The organism is Streptomyces palmae (genome assembly GCF_004684805.1).
GTDB classification, from domain to species: domain Bacteria; phylum Actinomycetota; class Actinomycetes; order Streptomycetales; family Streptomycetaceae; genus Streptomyces; species Streptomyces palmae.
Window position 1 is genome coordinate 14786 of the sequence record NZ_SRID01000033.1, and the last position, 15932, is coordinate 30717.

The 15932-nt window shown below is 72.1% G+C and carries 13 protein-coding genes; 7 read left to right on the forward strand and 6 right to left on the reverse strand.

The genetic code is table 11. The features are described from left to right. The first annotated feature begins 238 nt into the window (after nucleotides 1-238). The 4 genes from E4099_RS06055 to E4099_RS06070 all read left to right on the forward strand — a co-directional run bounded on the left by E4099_RS06055 (nucleotide 239) and on the right by E4099_RS06070 (nucleotide 4825). Nucleotides 239-1249 carry a polyprenyl synthetase family protein gene (locus E4099_RS06055; RefSeq protein ID WP_135337902.1) on the forward strand — a complete coding sequence of 337 codons (1011 nt, stop codon included), beginning with the start codon at nucleotides 239-241 and terminating at the stop codon, nucleotides 1247-1249. Nucleotides 1250-1445: 196 nt separating this feature from the next. Beyond that, nucleotides 1446-2696 (forward strand): LolA family protein, encoded by a 1251-nt coding sequence (locus E4099_RS06060; RefSeq protein ID WP_135337903.1) that lies wholly within the window; start codon nucleotides 1446-1448, stop codon nucleotides 2694-2696. A gap of 157 nt (nucleotides 2697-2853) precedes the next feature. After that, nucleotides 2854-3870 carry an ABC transporter ATP-binding protein gene (locus tag E4099_RS06065; RefSeq protein ID WP_135337904.1) on the forward strand — a complete coding sequence of 339 codons (1017 nt, stop codon included), beginning with the start codon at nucleotides 2854-2856 and terminating at the stop codon, nucleotides 3868-3870. Continuing rightward, on the forward strand, nucleotides 3857-4825 hold the full coding sequence (locus E4099_RS06070; protein ID WP_135337905.1) for an ABC transporter permease: 969 nt from the start codon (nucleotides 3857-3859) through the stop codon (nucleotides 4823-4825). Before E4099_RS06065 ends, E4099_RS06070 begins: the two co-directional genes overlap by 14 nt. Here E4099_RS06070 and rarD read toward each other — a convergent pair. The 6 genes from rarD to E4099_RS06100 all read right to left on the reverse strand — a co-directional run bounded on the left by rarD (nucleotide 4815) and on the right by E4099_RS06100 (nucleotide 13423). Next, nucleotides 4815-5795 (reverse strand): EamA family transporter RarD, encoded by a 981-nt coding sequence (gene rarD / locus E4099_RS06075; protein ID WP_135337906.1) that lies wholly within the window; start codon nucleotides 5793-5795, stop codon nucleotides 4815-4817. The two genes, E4099_RS06070 and rarD, sit on opposite strands and share 11 nt — an antisense overlap. A gap of 236 nt (nucleotides 5796-6031) precedes the next feature. After that, complete coding sequence (locus E4099_RS06080) at nucleotides 6032-7108, reverse strand: 2-oxoacid:ferredoxin oxidoreductase subunit beta (protein WP_135337907.1); 1077 nt, start codon at nucleotides 7106-7108, stop codon at nucleotides 6032-6034. Beyond that, nucleotides 7101-9056: a 2-oxoacid:acceptor oxidoreductase subunit alpha gene (locus E4099_RS06085; protein WP_135337908.1), complete on the reverse strand. Its 1956-nt coding sequence runs from the start codon at nucleotides 9054-9056 to the stop codon at nucleotides 7101-7103. Before E4099_RS06085 ends, E4099_RS06080 begins: the two co-directional genes overlap by 8 nt. A 264-nt stretch (nucleotides 9057-9320) precedes the next feature. Further along, on the reverse strand, nucleotides 9321-9980 hold the full coding sequence (locus E4099_RS06090) for a response regulator transcription factor (RefSeq protein ID WP_167828301.1): 660 nt from the start codon (nucleotides 9978-9980) through the stop codon (nucleotides 9321-9323). A gap of 563 nt (nucleotides 9981-10543) precedes the next feature. Next, nucleotides 10544-11881, reverse strand: a complete 1338-nt coding sequence (locus E4099_RS06095) for a sensor histidine kinase (RefSeq protein WP_135337910.1) — start codon at nucleotides 11879-11881, stop codon at nucleotides 10544-10546. A gap of 525 nt (nucleotides 11882-12406) precedes the next feature. Continuing rightward, nucleotides 12407-13423, reverse strand: coding sequence for a sensor histidine kinase (locus E4099_RS06100; RefSeq protein ID WP_245244627.1), 1017 nt, complete (start codon nucleotides 13421-13423; stop codon nucleotides 12407-12409). Nucleotides 13424-13676: 253 nt separating this feature from the next. Between E4099_RS06100 and E4099_RS06105 the strand changes: the two genes are divergently transcribed. The 3 genes from E4099_RS06105 to E4099_RS06115 form a co-directional block, all read left to right on the forward strand. Continuing rightward, nucleotides 13677-14099, forward strand: coding sequence for an NADH-quinone oxidoreductase subunit A (locus E4099_RS06105; RefSeq protein WP_135337911.1), 423 nt, complete (start codon nucleotides 13677-13679; stop codon nucleotides 14097-14099). Continuing rightward, nucleotides 14090-14746 (forward strand): NADH-quinone oxidoreductase subunit B, encoded by a 657-nt coding sequence (locus tag E4099_RS06110; protein ID WP_386389827.1) that lies wholly within the window; start codon nucleotides 14090-14092, stop codon nucleotides 14744-14746. The genes E4099_RS06105 and E4099_RS06110 overlap by 10 nt, the downstream gene beginning before the upstream one ends. Further along, nucleotides 14743-15932 (forward strand): NADH-quinone oxidoreductase subunit C (locus tag E4099_RS06115; protein ID WP_135337912.1); only part of this gene is annotated, 1190 nt, incomplete at its 3' end. The genes E4099_RS06110 and E4099_RS06115, both read left to right, overlap by 4 nt.

Sequence of the window (15932 nt, forward strand, 5' to 3'; positions counted from 1 at the left end):
CCGGCGGACGGCGGCGTACCCGGGGTAGGGCACAGAGGGCGGACGCAGTGCGGACGCGGCTCGGACAGATATCCGGCATAAGGGGAGGAAGCCGGTGGAGCAGGTGACGTACGCGACAGGGCACATAAGCCGGGAAGGCGCCGATGGTGATCGATACTCGACCGGATACGCTGCCTTTCAGTGGAGACAGCGACAGATCGACATTCCGCGTGATCGTAGGCAGACAGGAGTACCCCTCGTGACCGTCGTAGAGCCCTTTGGGCTGAGCGTGCGGGACCAGACTCTGGAAGCCGACGTCCAGGCCGGACTGGCGGCCGTCGAAGAGGGCCTGCTGGAGGCCACCAAGAGCGATGTGCCGTTCATCACCGAGTCCGCCCAGCACCTGCTGCGGGCCGGCGGCAAGCGGTTCAGGCCGCTGCTGGTGATGCTGGCCGCGCAGTTCGGCGACCGGCACGCGCCGGGGCTCGTCCCCGCGGCCGTGGTGGTGGAGCTGACCCATCTGGCGACCCTGTACCACGACGACGTGATGGACGAGGCCGTGGTGCGCCGCGGCGTGCCCAGCGCCAACACCCGCTGGGGCAACTCGGTGGCGGTGCTGACCGGCGACTTCCTCTTCGCCCGCGCCTCGCACATACTGGCCGACCTGGGCCCGGAGGCGGTGCGGATCCAGGCCGAGGCGTTCGAACGGCTGGTGACCGGTCAGATCCTGGAGACCGCGGGCCCCGACCAGGACCGCGACCCGATCGATCACTACCTGGACGTCCTGTCCGGCAAGACCGGCTCGCTGGTCGCGGTCTCCGGGCGGTTCGGCGCGATGATGTCCGGTGCCGACGAGTCCGTCGTCAACATCCTCACCCAGTACGGTGAGCGGCTCGGCGTCGCCTTCCAGCTCGCCGACGACGTGCTGGACATCGCCAGCGACAGCCACGAGTCGGGCAAGACCCCGGGCACCGACCTGCGCGAGGGCATCCCCACCCTGCCGGTGCTGCGGCTGCGCGCCCTGGCCGCGGCGGGCGGCTCGGCCGAGGACCTCGAACTGTGCCGGCTGCTGGACGGCGACCTCAGCGACGACGGCCGGCACGCCGAGGTGCTGCACCGGCTGCGCGCCCACCCGGCGCTGGAGCAGGCCCGCCGGGACACCGTGCGGTACGCGGCCGACGCCCGCGCCATGTTGGCCCCGCTGCCCGACCTGCCGGCCAAGGCCGCCCTGGAAGGGCTGTGCGACGCGGTGGTGCACCGGGCCGGCTGACGCCCCGACACCTCCGTGCGGAGTACGGATGTCATACCGCAGAAGGACGTCAACGTGATTCCGTCGGGTGACGCGCCGACAGGCTCGCTTTGGTGGGATGGAAACACCACCACATGGCGGATCGGGTGACAATGACCCGAGAGGGTGGACGAGTGCGAGGCTGACAACCGCCGCCGACGACGGAGGTAGAGCACACATGGCACGGATCCGACCGACACAGGTCGCCGAAGACGACTTCTGGGAGGACGAGCGGCCCGTTCGGCGCCGCAAGGCCTTCCGGTACGGACTGCCGGTCGCGGTGGCGGGGGTGGCGGCGGCGACGGTCGGGCTGGTCCCGGCGCTCGCCGACTCCGGCAGCCCCGACCTGCCGAAGATCTCGGCGGAGGAGCTGATAGCGAAGATCGCCACATCGGACACCCAGCAGCTGTCCGGTTCGGTGAAGATCGACACGGACCTGGGCTTCCCGGCGCTCCCCGGGGGCGGCGGGTTCGGCGGCGGGAGCGACTCGGCCGCCACACCCACGTCCAAGCTGCCGGAGCTGGCCGCCGGCGGCCACACCCTGCGGGTGGCCTTCGACGGGCCGGACCGGCAGCGGGTGTCCATCCTGGAGGAGGCCGCCGAGTACAGCCTCATCCGCAACGGCGACCAGGTCTGGGCGTACGACAGCGGCAGCAACACCGCCTACCACGCCACCGCGCCGAAGAAGGCGCCGGCCAAGCGCGGTGAGCGGCCCGAGCTGCCGAAGGACCTCAAGGACGCCACCCCGCAGCAGCTGGCCAAGCGGGCGCTGGCCGCGGTCGACGACACCACCGAGGTGAAGGTGGACGGCACGGCGAAGGTCGCCGGGCGGGACGCCTACCAGCTGGCCATCATCCCGCGGGGCGACTCCACCATCGGCGCGGTGCGCATCGCGGTGGACGCCGACAAGGGCGTGCCGCTGAAGTTCACCGTCACCGCCAAGAGCGGCGGCAAGGCGGCCGTCGACGTCCGCTTCACCTCGGTGGACTTCGGCAAGCCGACCGCCCGCGGCTTCGAGTTCACCCCGCCCAAGGGGACCAAGGTCACCGAGCAGCGCGACCTGGACCGCGCGGCGCGCAAGCACGGGGCCGGGCTCGACAAGGGCCTGCCCGGGCTGGACGCGATCGGCAAGGGCAAGGGCAAGGGCGAGCACCCCGATCTGAAGGTGATCGGCGAGGGCTGGGGCTCGGTGGCCCAGCTCAGCCTGCCCGGTGGCGGGCTGCCCACGGGCAAGCACCTCTCCGGCAAGGAGGCGGGTCCCGCGGGCGATCTGATGGACAGCCTGAGCAGCAAGGTGGAGGGCCAGTTCGGCAGCGGCCGGATCTTCCACACCCGTCTGGTCAACGCCCTGGTCACCGAGGACGGCAAGGTGTTCGTCGGCGCGGTCGGCAAGGACACCCTGATCGACGCCGCCAACAAGGCGAAGTGACCGGTGGCGGCGGTCCGGACACCGCCGCCACCGAGTCGGCCGCCCGGTGCTCGCACCGGGCGGCCGGCCACCCGCGTCCGACCGCACCACACCGGAGCCCCGCGCGCCCGGGGGCGCCGGTAGAGCACATCGGAACCGCACGACAAGGGGGAGCCCGTTGGACCAGCCGTCCGCCCAGGACACCGCAGCCTCACCGGCGGCAGCGATCGAGACCCGCGGGCTCACCAAGCGCTACCGCGGTGGCCAGCTCGCGGTGAGCAGTCTCGACCTGCGCGTGCCCCGCGGCAGTGTCTTCGGTTTCCTCGGCCCCAACGGCTCGGGCAAGACCACCACCATCCGGATGCTGATGGGCCTGATCGAGGCCAGCTCCGGCGGGGCCCGGGTGCTCGGCGAGCCGATGCCGCGCGCCGCCCGCACCGTGCTGCCCAAGGTCGGCGCCCTGATCGAGGGCCCGGCGCTGTACGGGTTCCTCAGCGGCCGGGACAACCTGGCCCGCTTCGACGCGGCCGACCCCACCGCCGACCCGCGCAGCCGGGCCCGCCGGATCGACGCGGCGCTGGACCGGGTGGGGCTGACGGCCGCCGCGGGTAAGAAGGCCCGCGCCTACTCGCTGGGCATGAAGCAGCGCCTGGGACTGGCCAGCGCCCTGCTCCAGCCGCGTGAGCTGCTGATCCTGGACGAGCCGACCAACGGCCTGGACCCGCAGGGCATGCGGGAGATCCGCACCCTGGTGCGGGAGCTGGCCGAGGACGGCACCACGGTCTTCCTCTCCTCCCATCTGCTGGACGAGATCGAGCAGGTCTGCACCCATGCCGCGGTCATGGCCCAGGGCAGGCTGATCACCCAGGGCACCGTCGCCGAGCTGGTCGCCGCCAGCCGCGGGCGGCTGGCCGTCACCACCCCGGACCCGGCCGAGGCGGTCCGCATTCTCAAGGAGCACGGCGTGACGGACCTGGTCGTCCAGGACGAGCGGATCACCGGGGAGCTGCCCTCGGTCGAGGCGGGGCCGCCCGAGGAGCCGCCCCAGGGCGCCGAAGGGCCGCTGGACCTGGCCGAGCTGAACGCGGCCCTGGTCCACGGCGGGGTGCGGGTGCGGTCCTTCGGCACCGAACGGGCCTCGCTGGAAGACGTGTTCGTCAGCCTCACCGGGGAGGGCTTCGATGTCGCAGGCTGAGACGGCCGCCGCGCCGACCGCACCGGCGGGACCGGTGAAAGCGACGGAACCGGCGGAACCGACGAGGGCTGCCGTGCCGACCGCGCCGGACGCCCCGCGCCCGGTCAGCCCGCTGTGGACGCTGTCGCTCTTCCGCAGCGAGCTGGCCATCACCTTCCGGCGCTGGCGGACCATCGCCCTGCTCGGGGTGCTGGCCCTGGTGCCCGTCCTGATCGGTGTCGCGGTGTGGATCGAGACCCGGGACGGCGGATCGGTGGGCGCCGGCCGGGGCGGGGACGAGGTGGGACCCGCCTTCTTCAGCCAGGTCACCAACAACGGCATCTTCCTGGTCTTCGCCTCCCTCGCCACCATGCTGCCGATCTTCCTCCCGATGGCGATCGGCGTGATCGCGGGCGACTCCGTGGCCGGCGAGGCCAACGGCGGCACACTGCGCTATCTGCTGGTCGCCCCGGCCGGCCGCACCCGGCTGCTGCTCGCCAAGTACGCCGCGGCGCTCGTCTTCTGCCTGGTGGCCACCGTGGTGGTTGCGGTGGCCGCGCTGACGGTGGGGGCGATGCTCTTCCCCCACGGGGACGTCACGCTGATATCCGGCACCCGGGTGTCCTACGGCGAGGCGCTGGGCCGGGCCGCGGTCATCGCCGGTCTGGTCGCCCTCTCGCTGACCGGCATCGCCGCCCTGGGACTGTTCATCTCCACCCTGACCAGCAGCGGCATCGCCGCCATGGCGGCCACCGTGGGCCTGCTGATCACCGTGCAGATCGTGAACACCATCCCGCAGCTGCACATCGTGCACCCGTACCTGTTCACCCACTACTGGCTGAGCTTCGCCGACGTGCTGCGCGACCCGATCCTCTGGGACGGGGTGGTGAAGAACCTGGGTCTTCAGGCGCTGTACGTGGCGGTCTTCGGCTCGGCCGCCTGGGCGCGCTTCACCACCCGGGACATCACGGCCTGAGCGCGTCCTTCGACGCTGTCGCCTCGGCGTCCGCATCCGTATCGCCGGCCGGGGCCGCCGCCTGCTGGGCCCGCAGCGCGGCGGCCTGGCGCCGGCCCTGGCCGGCGGTGCGCAGCGCGTCCCAGGTCAGCAGGGCCAGGGCCAGCCAGACCAGGGCGAACCCGGCCCAGCGCTCGGGCGGCATGGACTCGTGGAAGACCGCCAGGCCGATCAGGAACTGGAAGGTCGGCGCCAGGTACTGCATCAGCCCGATGGTGGACAGCGGCAGCCGGACCGCCGAGGCGCCGAAGGCGATCAGCGGCACCGCGGTGACGGCCCCGGCGCTGGCCAGCAGCAGGGTGTGGCCGACACCCTCACTGGTGAAGGTGCTCTCGCCCTGGCTGCCCATGAAGAGCAGATAGGCCAGCGCGGGCAGGAACTGCACCGAGGTCTCGGCCGCGAAGGACTCCACTCCGTCCAGCCCGACCTTCTTCTTGACCAGGCTGTAGGTGCCGAAGCTGAAGGCGAGCGCGAGGGCGATCCACGGCGGCCGTCCATAGCCGATCGCCAGGACGACCACGGCGGAGGCGCCGATGCCCACCGCCGCCCACTGGAAGGGGCGCAGCCGCTCCCGCAGCAGCACCACGCCGAAGGCGATGCTCACCAGCGGGTTGATGAAGTAGCCCAGGGCGGTCTCGACCACATAGCCCGAGTTGACACCCCAGATGTAGATGCCCCAGTTGATCGAGATGACGGTCGAGGCCAGGGCGATGGCGGCCATGCGCTTCGGCTGGCGGAGCACCCCGGGTATCCAGGACCAGCGGCGCAGCGCCAGCAGGATGACGCAGGCGACGATGAGGGACCAGAGCATGCGGTGGGCGAGGATCTCGCCGGCGCCGGCCGGTTCCAGCAGCGGCCAGAAGAGGGGGAAGAGCCCCCACATGCCGTAGGCGGCGAAGCCGTACGCAAGGCCGGCGCGCTGCTCGTTCATCGGTTTCACCCAGACCTCCCCTGGAGCGTGCGGCGTTCGGGCGCACGGCAACCAGTTGAAGGTAACGCCGCAGGGACAAGATGTCATTTCCATACCGGCATACGGTCATGACATCGGAACATGCGAGGTATCGAGGTATCGAGGTATCGAGGGCCCAGGGAACGCGAACGGGTGCCCGGCCGGAGCTCAGGGAAGCTCCGGCCGGGCACCCGTTCCAGCGTGCCTGGAGAGGTGCGTCAGCCGACGACGGTCCAGGTGTCGTTGCCGGCGAGCAGGGCGCCGAGGTCGCCCTTGCCGCGCTGCTCGACGGCGGCGTCGAGCTGCTCGGACATCTGGGTGTCGTAGACCGGGCGCTCGACGTTGCGGAAGACGCCGATCGGGGTGTGGTGGAGGGTGTGCGGATCGGCGAGCCGGGAGAGCGCGAAGGCGGTGGTGGGGGAGGACTGGTGGGCGTTGTGCACCAGGATCCGGTCCTCGTTCTCCGGGGTCACGGTGACCACGGCCAGGTCGCCGGTGTCCGGGTCGCGCACCACGCCCTTGGCACCGTCGGCGCCGAAGCGGATCGGCCGGCCGTGCTCCAGACGGATCACCGCCTCCTGGGCCTGGTCCTTGTCCTTGAGCACCTCGAACGCGCCGTCGTTGAAGATGTTGCAGTTCTGGTAGATCTCGACCAGCGCGGTGCCCGGGTGGGCGGCGGCCTGCCGCAGCACCTCGGTGAGGTGCTTGCGGTCCGAGTCGACGGTCCGGGCGACGAAGGAGGCTTCGGCGCCGAGGGCCAGCGAGACCGGGTTGAACGGGGCGTCCAGCGAGCCCATGGGCGTGGACTTGGTGACCTTGCCGACCTCGGAGGTGGGGCTGTACTGCCCCTTGGTGAGGCCGTAGATCCGGTTGTTGAAGAGGAGGATCTTCAGGTTCACGTTGCGGCGCAGCGCGTGGATGAGGTGGTTGCCGCCGATGGACAGCGCGTCGCCGTCGCCGGTGACCACCCAGACCGAGAGGTCTCGGCGGGAGGAGGCCAGACCGGTGGCGATGGCCGGGGCCCGCCCGTGGATCGAGTGCATCCCGTAGGTGTTCATGTAGTACGGGAAGCGCGAGGAGCAGCCGATGCCGGAGACGAAGACGATGTTCTCCTTGGCCAGGCCCAGCTCGGGCATGAAGCCCTGCACGGCGGCCAGGATGGCGTAGTCACCGCAGCCGGGGCACCAGCGCACCTCCTGGTCGGACTTGAAGTCCTTCATGGACTGCTTGGCCTCGGCCTTGGGCACCAGGGAGAGCGCCTCGATGGTGGTGGAACCTTCCAGCGTCTCAGTCATCGATGGCCTCCTTGAGCACGTCGGCGAGCTGCTCGGCCTTGAACGGCAGGCCGCGCACCTGGGTGTACGAGCGGGCGTCGACCAGGTAGCGGGCGCGGATGAGGGTGGCGAGCTGCCCGAGGTTCATCTCGGGCACGACCACCTTGCGGTAGCGGGTCAGGATCTCCCCGAGGTTGGCGGGGAAGGGGTTCAGGTGCCGCAGATGGGCCTGGGCGACCCGGTGCCCGGCGGCGCGGGTGCGGCGCACGGCCGCGGTGATCGGCCCATAGGTGGAGCCCCAGCCCAGCACCAGCAGCTCGGCGTCCCCGCTCGGGTCGTCCACGGTCAGCTCGGGCACCTGGACCCCGTCGACCTTGGCCTGCCGGGTGCGGACCATGTGGTCGTGGTTGGCCGGGTCGTAGGAGATGTTCCCGGTGCCGTCCTGCTTCTCGATGCCGCCGATCCGGTGCTCCAGGCCCGGCGTGCCGGGCACCGCCCAGGGCCGCGCCAGGGTCTGCGGGTCGCGCTTGTAGGGCCAGAAGACCTCGGTGCCGTCGTCCAGGGTGTGGTTCGGGCCGGTGGCGAACTGCACCCGCAGGTCGGGGAGTTCGTCCACCTCCGGGATCCGCCAAGGCTCGGAGCCGTTGGCCAGGTAGCCGTCGGAGAGCAGGAAGACCGGGGTGCGGTAGGTCAGCGCGATCCGCGCCGCCTCCAGCGCGGCGTCGAAGCAGTCCGCCGGGGTGCAGGGGGCCACGATCGGCACCGGCGCCTCGCCGTTCCGCCCGTACATCGCCTGCAGCAGGTCGGCCTGCTCGGTCTTGGTCGGCAGCCCGGTCGAGGGGCCGCCGCGCTGGATGTCGACCACCAGCAGCGGCAGCTCCAGCGAGACCGCGAGCCCGATGGTCTCCGACTTCAGCGCCACGCCCGGTCCGGAGGTGGTGGTCACCGCCAGCGAACCGCCGAAGGCCGCGCCCAGCGCCGCCCCGATGCCCGCGATCTCGTCCTCGGCCTGGAAGGTGCGCACGCCGAAGTTCTTGTGCCGGGACAGCTCGTGGAGGATGTCCGAGGCCGGGGTGATCGGGTACGAGCCCAGGTAGAGCGGCAGATCGGCCTGGCGGGAGGCGGCGATCAGGCCGTAGGAGAGGGCGAGGTTCCCCGAGATGTTGCGGTAGGTGCCCGGCGGGAAGGCGGCCGAGGCGGGCGCCACCTCATAGGAGACGGCGAAGTCCTCGGTGGTCTCGCCGAAGTTCCAGCCGGCCCGGAACGCGGTCACGTTCGCCTCGGCGATCTGCGGCTTCTTGGCGAACTTCTTGCGCAGGAAGGCCTCGGTGCCCTCGGTCGGCCGGTGGTACATCCACGACAGCAGACCCAGCGCGAACATGTTCTTGCTGCGCTCGGCCTCCTTGCGGGACAGGCCGAAGTCCTTGAGGGCCTCGATGGTGAGGCTGGTCAGCGGGACCGGGTGGACCCGGTAGGCGTCCAGCGAGCCGTCTTCCAGGGGGCTGGTGTCATAGCCGACCTTGGCCATCGGGCGCTTGGTGAACTCGTCGGTGTTGACGATGATCTCGGCGCCGGGCGGTACGTCCGGCAGGTTGGCCTTGAGGGCCGCCGGGTTCATGGCCACCAGCACGTTCGGCGCGTCGCCGGGCGTGAGGATGTCGTGATCGGCGAAGTGCAGCTGGAAGGAGGAGACGCCCGGCAGGGTGCCTGCGGGCGCCCGGATCTCGGCCGGGAAGTTCGGCAGGGTGGACAGATCGTTGCCGAAGGACGCCGTCTCCGAGGTGAACCGGTCACCCGTGAGCTGCATGCCGTCACCGGAGTCGCCGGCGAACCGGATGATCACCCGGTCCAGGCGGCGGATCTCCTTCGCCTCGCCGTCCGGTTGCCGCTGCCCCCCCACGGACGCCGGCGCGCCTTGCTGCTCCGCTGGTTCGGCCTGCTCGGCCGGGCTACTGACCTGGCTGGTCACTGCTTCGGACCTCCCTAGAGGCGGCGATTCCTGGACATCGGTGCGACCGGTTGTCCCGCGGCCATATCGTACGTCGGTAAGGGTCGCCTTCCCTGGGAAGGTCACATGGTGGACGGCAGGTCCGGATATGGATCTGTCATGTTTTGTCATAGTCCACTCGCCCCCCTTGTCATGCCTTCAGTGACGCTCACCCATCGGTCTTTGGTTGTACGACCCCCGCCCGGCCGATCGATCGGCCGGGCACTCCCGGCCCCGCTCGGGCCGTCAGGAGTTCAGATAGGTCAGCACCGCCAGCACCCGGCGGTGATCGCCGTCGCTGGGCTGCAGCCCGAGCTTCAAGAAGATGTTGCTTACATGCTTCTCGACCGCGCCATGGCTCACCACCAGCTGTTTCGCGATGGCGGAGTTGGTACGGCCCTCGGCCATCAGACCCAGGACCTCCCGCTCCCGGGGCGTCAGACCCACCAGCACGTCCTGCTTACGGCTGCGGCCCAGCAGCTGCGCGACCACCTCGGGATCCAGCGCGGTGCCGCCCTCGGCCACCCGCACCACGGCGTCCACGAACTCCCGCACATCGGCCACCCGGTCCTTCAGCAGGTAGCCCACGCCCCGACTGCTTCCGGCCAGCAACTCTGTGGCGTACTGCTCTTCCACATACTGAGACAGCACCAGCACACCCAGCCCCGGATGGTCCTTCCGGAGCCGAACCGCGGCCCGCACCCCCTCGTCGGTGTGGGTGGGCGGCATCCGCACGTCCGCCACCACCACATCCGGCAGCTCCCCCATGTCGGAGAACTCACGCACCGACTTCAGCAGTGCCTCAGCGTCACCGACACCCGCGACCACCTCATGGCCCCGGTCGGTCAGCAGCCGGGTCAGGCCCTCCCTGAGCAGCACCGAATCCTCGGCGATGACCACCCGCACCCTGTCCTCCACGTTGTCCGGAGCCCCACCGTGGGCTTCGTGGCTCCAGCATTACAGGGTTCCCAGGGACACGGGGTGCCTGTGGATAACCGTCTGTGGACAACCGTCTGTGGACAGCCCCGTGGCCGCGGGCCCGGTCGAAGGCATCCCGTGGCCGCGGGTACGGCCAGGGCGAGGCCACAGCGCGGCGGCCCCCGGGCCGGATCGGCAACGGATCTGGGCGAGCCTGGGCGGGACGGTGCCGGACCCGGGCGAACCCGGGCGGGACGGTGCCGAACCCGGGCCGGACCGGCAACGGATCTGGGCGAGCCTGGGCGGGACGGCCCCGGACCCGGGCGGGACGGTGCCGGACCCGAGCGGGGCGGCGCCGGTTCCGGGGCGCACCGGCACGGAGCTGAGCCGTTTCGGCACGGATTCGGGCCGACCCGGCAACCGATCCGGGCGACCCGGCATCGGACTGGGGCGCCCCCAGCGTCAGGCCCGGGAGGCTCGTCGCCGGACCCGGGTCCGACCCGGGCAACCGACCCCGGGGCCGGACCCGGGTCCGACCCCCGCGGCGCCGATCAACCCCACCAGGGCAGCTCCGCCGTCACCACCGTCGGCCCGCCCAGCGGGGAGTCCACGATGAGGATGCCGTCCACCGAGTCCAGCCGCTCGGCCAGCCCGGCCAGCCCGGACCCCGAGGTGGTGCCGGCACCGCCCCGCCCGTCATCGGTGACCTGGAGCATCAGCCGGTCCTCGGAGTGCCACACGTCCACCTCCGCCCGCTGCGCCCGGCTGTGCTTGCTCACGTTCTGCAGGAGCTCGGAGACGGTGAAGTAGGCGATGCCCTCGATCGCCGGCGCCGGGCGCTCCGGCAGGTCCACCACGACCTTCACCGGCACGGTGCAGCGCGCGGCCAGGGCGGACAGGGCCGGGCCCAGTCCGCGGTCGGTGAGGATCGCCGGGTGGATGCCGCGGGCCAGGTCGCGCAGCTCCTGGAGGGCGAGCTTCACCTCGCCGTGCGCGTCCTCCACCATCTTGGCGGCGGACTCGGGATCCTCCTGGAGCTTCTCCTTGGCCAGGCCGAGGTCCATGGCGAGGGAGACCAGCCGGGCTTGGGCGCCGTCGTGCAGGTCGCGCTCGATGCGCCGCAGGTCGGCCGCCGCGGTGTCGACCACCACCCCCCGGTCCGACTCCAGCTCCCGGACGCGGCTCGCCAGCCGCGAGGGGCCCAGCAGCCCGGACACCAGCATCCGGTCCACCTGGGTCAGCGCCCGGATCAACCAGGGCGTCACCAGCACCAGCAGCACCCCCGTGGCGCAGGTGGCCGCCACCTTCAAGGGGGAGTCGAGGTAGAAGGCGCTGTCATCGCCGTTGTCGAAGAGCTGGAGGCCGGGCTGGTCCGTGTACTGGGGGAACACCCAGAACCAGAGCGGATAGGTCAGCGCTGCCCAGCCGTTCGCCCAGACGATCAGCGCGCAGAGGAAGGAGGCGAGCGCCCAGGGCAGGTGGAGGACGGCGTAGAGCACATGGCGCCAGGAGGTGCCGCTCCTCAGCAGCGCCCCCACCCAGGCGATCGGACCGCTCCGGCCGGCCTTGCGGGTCCGCAGCCGGACCGGCTCGGGCTCCGCGACGTCCAGCTTGAGCAGCGTGCGGGCGCGGGCCCGCTCCACCACGCCCAGCGCCCGGCAGCCCGCCAGGGCCGCCCCCAGCACCGGGATGCCCAGAAAGGTGATCAGCAGTCCGGCGCCCAGCGCCAGCATGCTGACCGCGTAGCTGAAGGACAGCACGGCCAACGGCAGGCCGATCATCAGATAGAGGAACTCACGCCAGGTGCGTCCCTCGAAGGGTGCCCGCAGCACCACGGGCAGGACATGGCTCCGGGGCTCGGGGCCGTATGCGGTGGATCCGATGGCCATGCTTCGTCCGTCCTTGCGCAGTCACGGTTCGTCGTTCGTACCTTCAGCTTCGCCATGTCGCGAGCCTTGGACCATGAGGCGAGTGGGACTCTTCATAGGGGGGTTATCCCTACCTTGAGCGGTCGCGGAGCGCCTCCCGCGGCCCCTGCGCGCGGTCCGTCGCCCCTCCCCCCACCGCCGCCTCAGCGCGCGGTGGGTCACCGCGGCCAGGTCGTGGTCGCCTTGGGGAGCGGCCGGCACCCTTTCGCCGGTCCTCCGCCGCCTCAGCGCGCGGTGCGTCACCCTGGCCAGGTCATGGTCGCCTCGGCGAGCGGTCGGCACCCGTTTTCGCCGGCCCTCCGCCGCCGCAGCGCCCGGTGGGCCACCCTGGCCGGGGCTCGCTCGTCGGGCAGGCCGGCAACCGGCTAGCCGCCGGCCACCCGGAACAACGGGGTGGTCCCACCCGCACACTCGCCTCCCCGCTCGCCCCGCCCAGCGCATGGGAGGCCGCCCTCCGGGTCCTACCGGCCGCCCCGGGCCGTACCCTCAGCCGACCGCCGTACGGTCGCGCCAGGGAAGCTCCGCGGTGACCGTGGTGCCCTCCCCCGGTGGGGAGGCCACGGTGAAGAGCCCGTCCACCGCTCCCAGCCGCTCGGCGAGACCGGACAGGCCGGTGCCGCCGCTGGTCGAGGCGCCGCCCTGACCGTCGTCCCGTACCTGTATCAGCAGGTGGTCGGAGGCGTGCCACACCTCGACGGCGGCGGAGGCGGCCCCGCTGTGCTTGCTGATGTTCTGCAGGAGTTCGGAGACCGTGAAGTAGGCGATGCCCTCGATCGCCGGGGCGGGCCGCTCGGTCAGTTCGACCGAGACCCTCACCGGCACGGTGCAGCGCGCGGCCAGGGCGGACAGGGCCGGGCCCAGTCCGCGGTCGGTGAGGATCGCCGGGTGGATGCCGCGGGCCAGGTCGCGCAGCTCCTGGAGGGCGAGCTTCACCTCACCGTGCGCCTCGTCCACCATCTTGGCCGCCGCGTCCGGGTCCTCCAGCAGCTTCTCCTTGGCCATGCCGAGGCCCATCGCGAGGGCGACCAGCCGGGCCTGCGCGCCGTCGTGCAGGTCGCGCTCGATGCGCCGCAGGTCGGCGGCCGCGGTGTCGACCACCACCCCCCGGTCCGACTCCAACTCGGCGATCCGCCGCTCCAACTCGTCGGAGGGCGAGAGCAGCCCCCGCACCATCCACCGGTCCACATTGGTCAGACCGCGGGCTATCCACGGCAGCACCGGCCAGAGCACGAACAGCGAGCAGACGGTCACCGCGAAGACCAGCACGCCCCAGGGCAGCCGTATCAGCGCGTACAGCGTCGCCCGCCAGGCGACCGGGTCCCGCAGGCGGGACCACATCCAGGGGAAGAACCCCCCGTCCCCGCGCGGCAGCCTGCTGGGCTCCTCTATCTCCACGTCCAGCATCCGCCGGGCACGCTTCCGCTCGTACCGGCCCAGCCCCCGGCAGAGCTGGAAGGAGATCGCCCATCTCCTCGCCGCGGAGGTCACGGTCGGGTCTGGCACGGACGGTCATGAGAGAAAGAGTGCCTGGCCGCCCCCGCGGGGCGCCATGGGGCTGCCCGGGGTCCTGTGGTAGGGCTGGCCCTACCACCGATCGAGTGATCACCGCCGGATGCCGGACAGCGGTCGCCGCATACCGGACAGGAGGATCGGCCTCCAGTGGCAGGGCCTAGACTCCGGGGAGTGACCGGACGTCGAGTGATGGACCTCGACGAGCCGCAGGCCAGGCAGGCAGGACAAGGGAGCGAGGGCGGACGTGCCGGAGGCGACGACCGTGCGCACCACGGATCTCCACCAAGTCCAGGTGGCGGCGGACTACTTCCGAGACTACTCGGTGGTCGGCCTGCTGGGTGTGGTGGGCGTGCTCTTCGTCGCGGTGGCCTTCGTCGGCGGCCGGCTGCTGCGTCCCGTGGTGCCGACCCCGGAGAAGCTGCTCACCTACGAGTGCGGCGTGGACCCCGTCGGCGAGGGCTGGGCGCACACCCAGATCCGCTACTACGTCTACGCCTTCCTGTACGTGATCTTCGCGGTGGACGCGATCTTCCTGTTCCCCTGGGCGACCGTGTTCGCTGCACCCGGCTTCGGTGGGACGACACTGGTAGAGATGTTCATCTTCCTCGGCTTCCTCGCCGTCGGTCTGCTGTACGCCTGGAAGAAGGGCGTCCTCGAATGGACGTGAGCGCCATGAACGCCAAGCACACCGAGAACCCGGCGCAGTCCGCGATCCCCACGCCGCTGCCCGAGCCCAGACGGCTCGGCGCCCTCGCCCGGCTGGCGCCCGAGCCCATGAAGGTCGTCCTCAACTGGGGGCGCCGCTACAGCCTGTGGGTCTTCAACTTCGGCCTGGCCTGCTGCGCCATCGAATTCATAGCGGCCTCCATGGCCCGCCACGACTTCATCCGGCTGGGCGTGATCCCGTTCGCCCCCGGACCGCGCCAGGCCGACCTGATGATCGTCTCCGGCACGGTCACGGACAAGATGGCGCCCGCCGTGAAACGGCTGTACGAGCAGATGCCCGAGCCCAAGTACGTGATCTCCTTCGGCGCCTGCTCCAACTGCGGCGGCCCCTACTGGGACTCCTACTCGGTCACCAAGGGCGTGGACCAGATCATCCCGGTCGACGTCTACGTACCCGGCTGCCCGCCCCGTCCTGAGGCGCTGCTCCAGGGCATCCTCAAGCTCCAGGAGAAGATCGCGGAGGAGTCGCTGGGCCACCGGTACGCCCCCGAGGGCGCCGGCCGGCCGTCCACCGCCGCGCTCCGCAGCGGCCTGGTCACCCCACCGGCCACCGGAGCCGACGGGCCCGCGGGGGAGGCCCGACGATGACCGGCCCGGAACAGTCCGGAACGCACCCGGCGGGCGAGTCGGACCCGCGCCGGACCGACCCGGCGCGGCCCGGTCCGCGCGAGGCCGCGTCCGTACCGCCGGTGGGCTGGCTGCCGGCACCCGCCGAGGAGGTCTTCGGCCCCGGCGCCACCGCCGAGGAGGCGTACGACCTGCTCACGGTGGACGTCCCCGCCGACGCCTGGATCACCGCTCTGGAGCGGGCCCGGGACTTCCTGGGCTGCACCTACTTCGACTGGCTCAGCGCCGTCGACGAACCCGGCACCGGCTTCCGGGTCGCCGCGCACGTGGTGGCACTCGGCCGTCCCGGCGGCAGCGGCCCCGCCGTACGCCGTCTGCTGGTGCGCACCACCGTGCCGCACGAGGCGCCGGTCCTGCCGACCGCCGTCGGCGTCTACGCGGGGGCGTCCTGGCACGAGCGCGAGACGTACGAGATGTTCGGTGTGCGGTTCACCGGGCACCCCGGGCTCGCCCCGCTGCTGCTGCCCGAGGGCTTCGAGGGGCACCCCCTGCGCAAGGACTTCGTGCTGGCCGCCCGGGTGGCCAAGGCATGGCCCGGGGCCAAGGAGCCGGGGGAGTCGGACCAAGGCGGCCCCAAGCGGCGGCAGATGCTCCCGCCCGGCGTCCCCGACCCCAACGAGTGGGGTCCGCTCAAGGGCCGGCTGCCCGCCGCCCCGGCCCGTCCGGCCAGGGGCGCGCGAACGGCGGGCGCGGCGGCGGGGGAGCGCCCGGCGCGGCGGACCCGCAGCGCGAGCGCGGGCTCGGCCAGCCAGCGCGCCGAGGCCACCGACACGCCCGCCGCCGAGGAACCCGCCGCACCCGCTGCCCGCCCGGCCCGCCGGATGCGTACCGCGGGCGGCGGCTCCGCGAGCCAGCGCGGCACGAGCACGCCCGAGGCGGAGACCATCACGCCGGCGCCGGGCACCGGGGCACCGGCCGCCCCGGCACGCCGCAGCCGCAGCGCCGCCCAGGGCTCGGCGAGCCAGCGCGGCACGGGTACGTCCGCGGAGGGGACCGAGGCCGAGGGCACCGCAGGACCGGCCGCCCCGGCGGAGGGCACGCCCACCGCCCCCGCGCGCCGTTCCTCCGACGCCCCCTGGCACCGGCCGCGCCCGGCCCACGACAAGCCGACCGCCCCCGCGGAACCGGAGCCCCCGGCGACCGACGC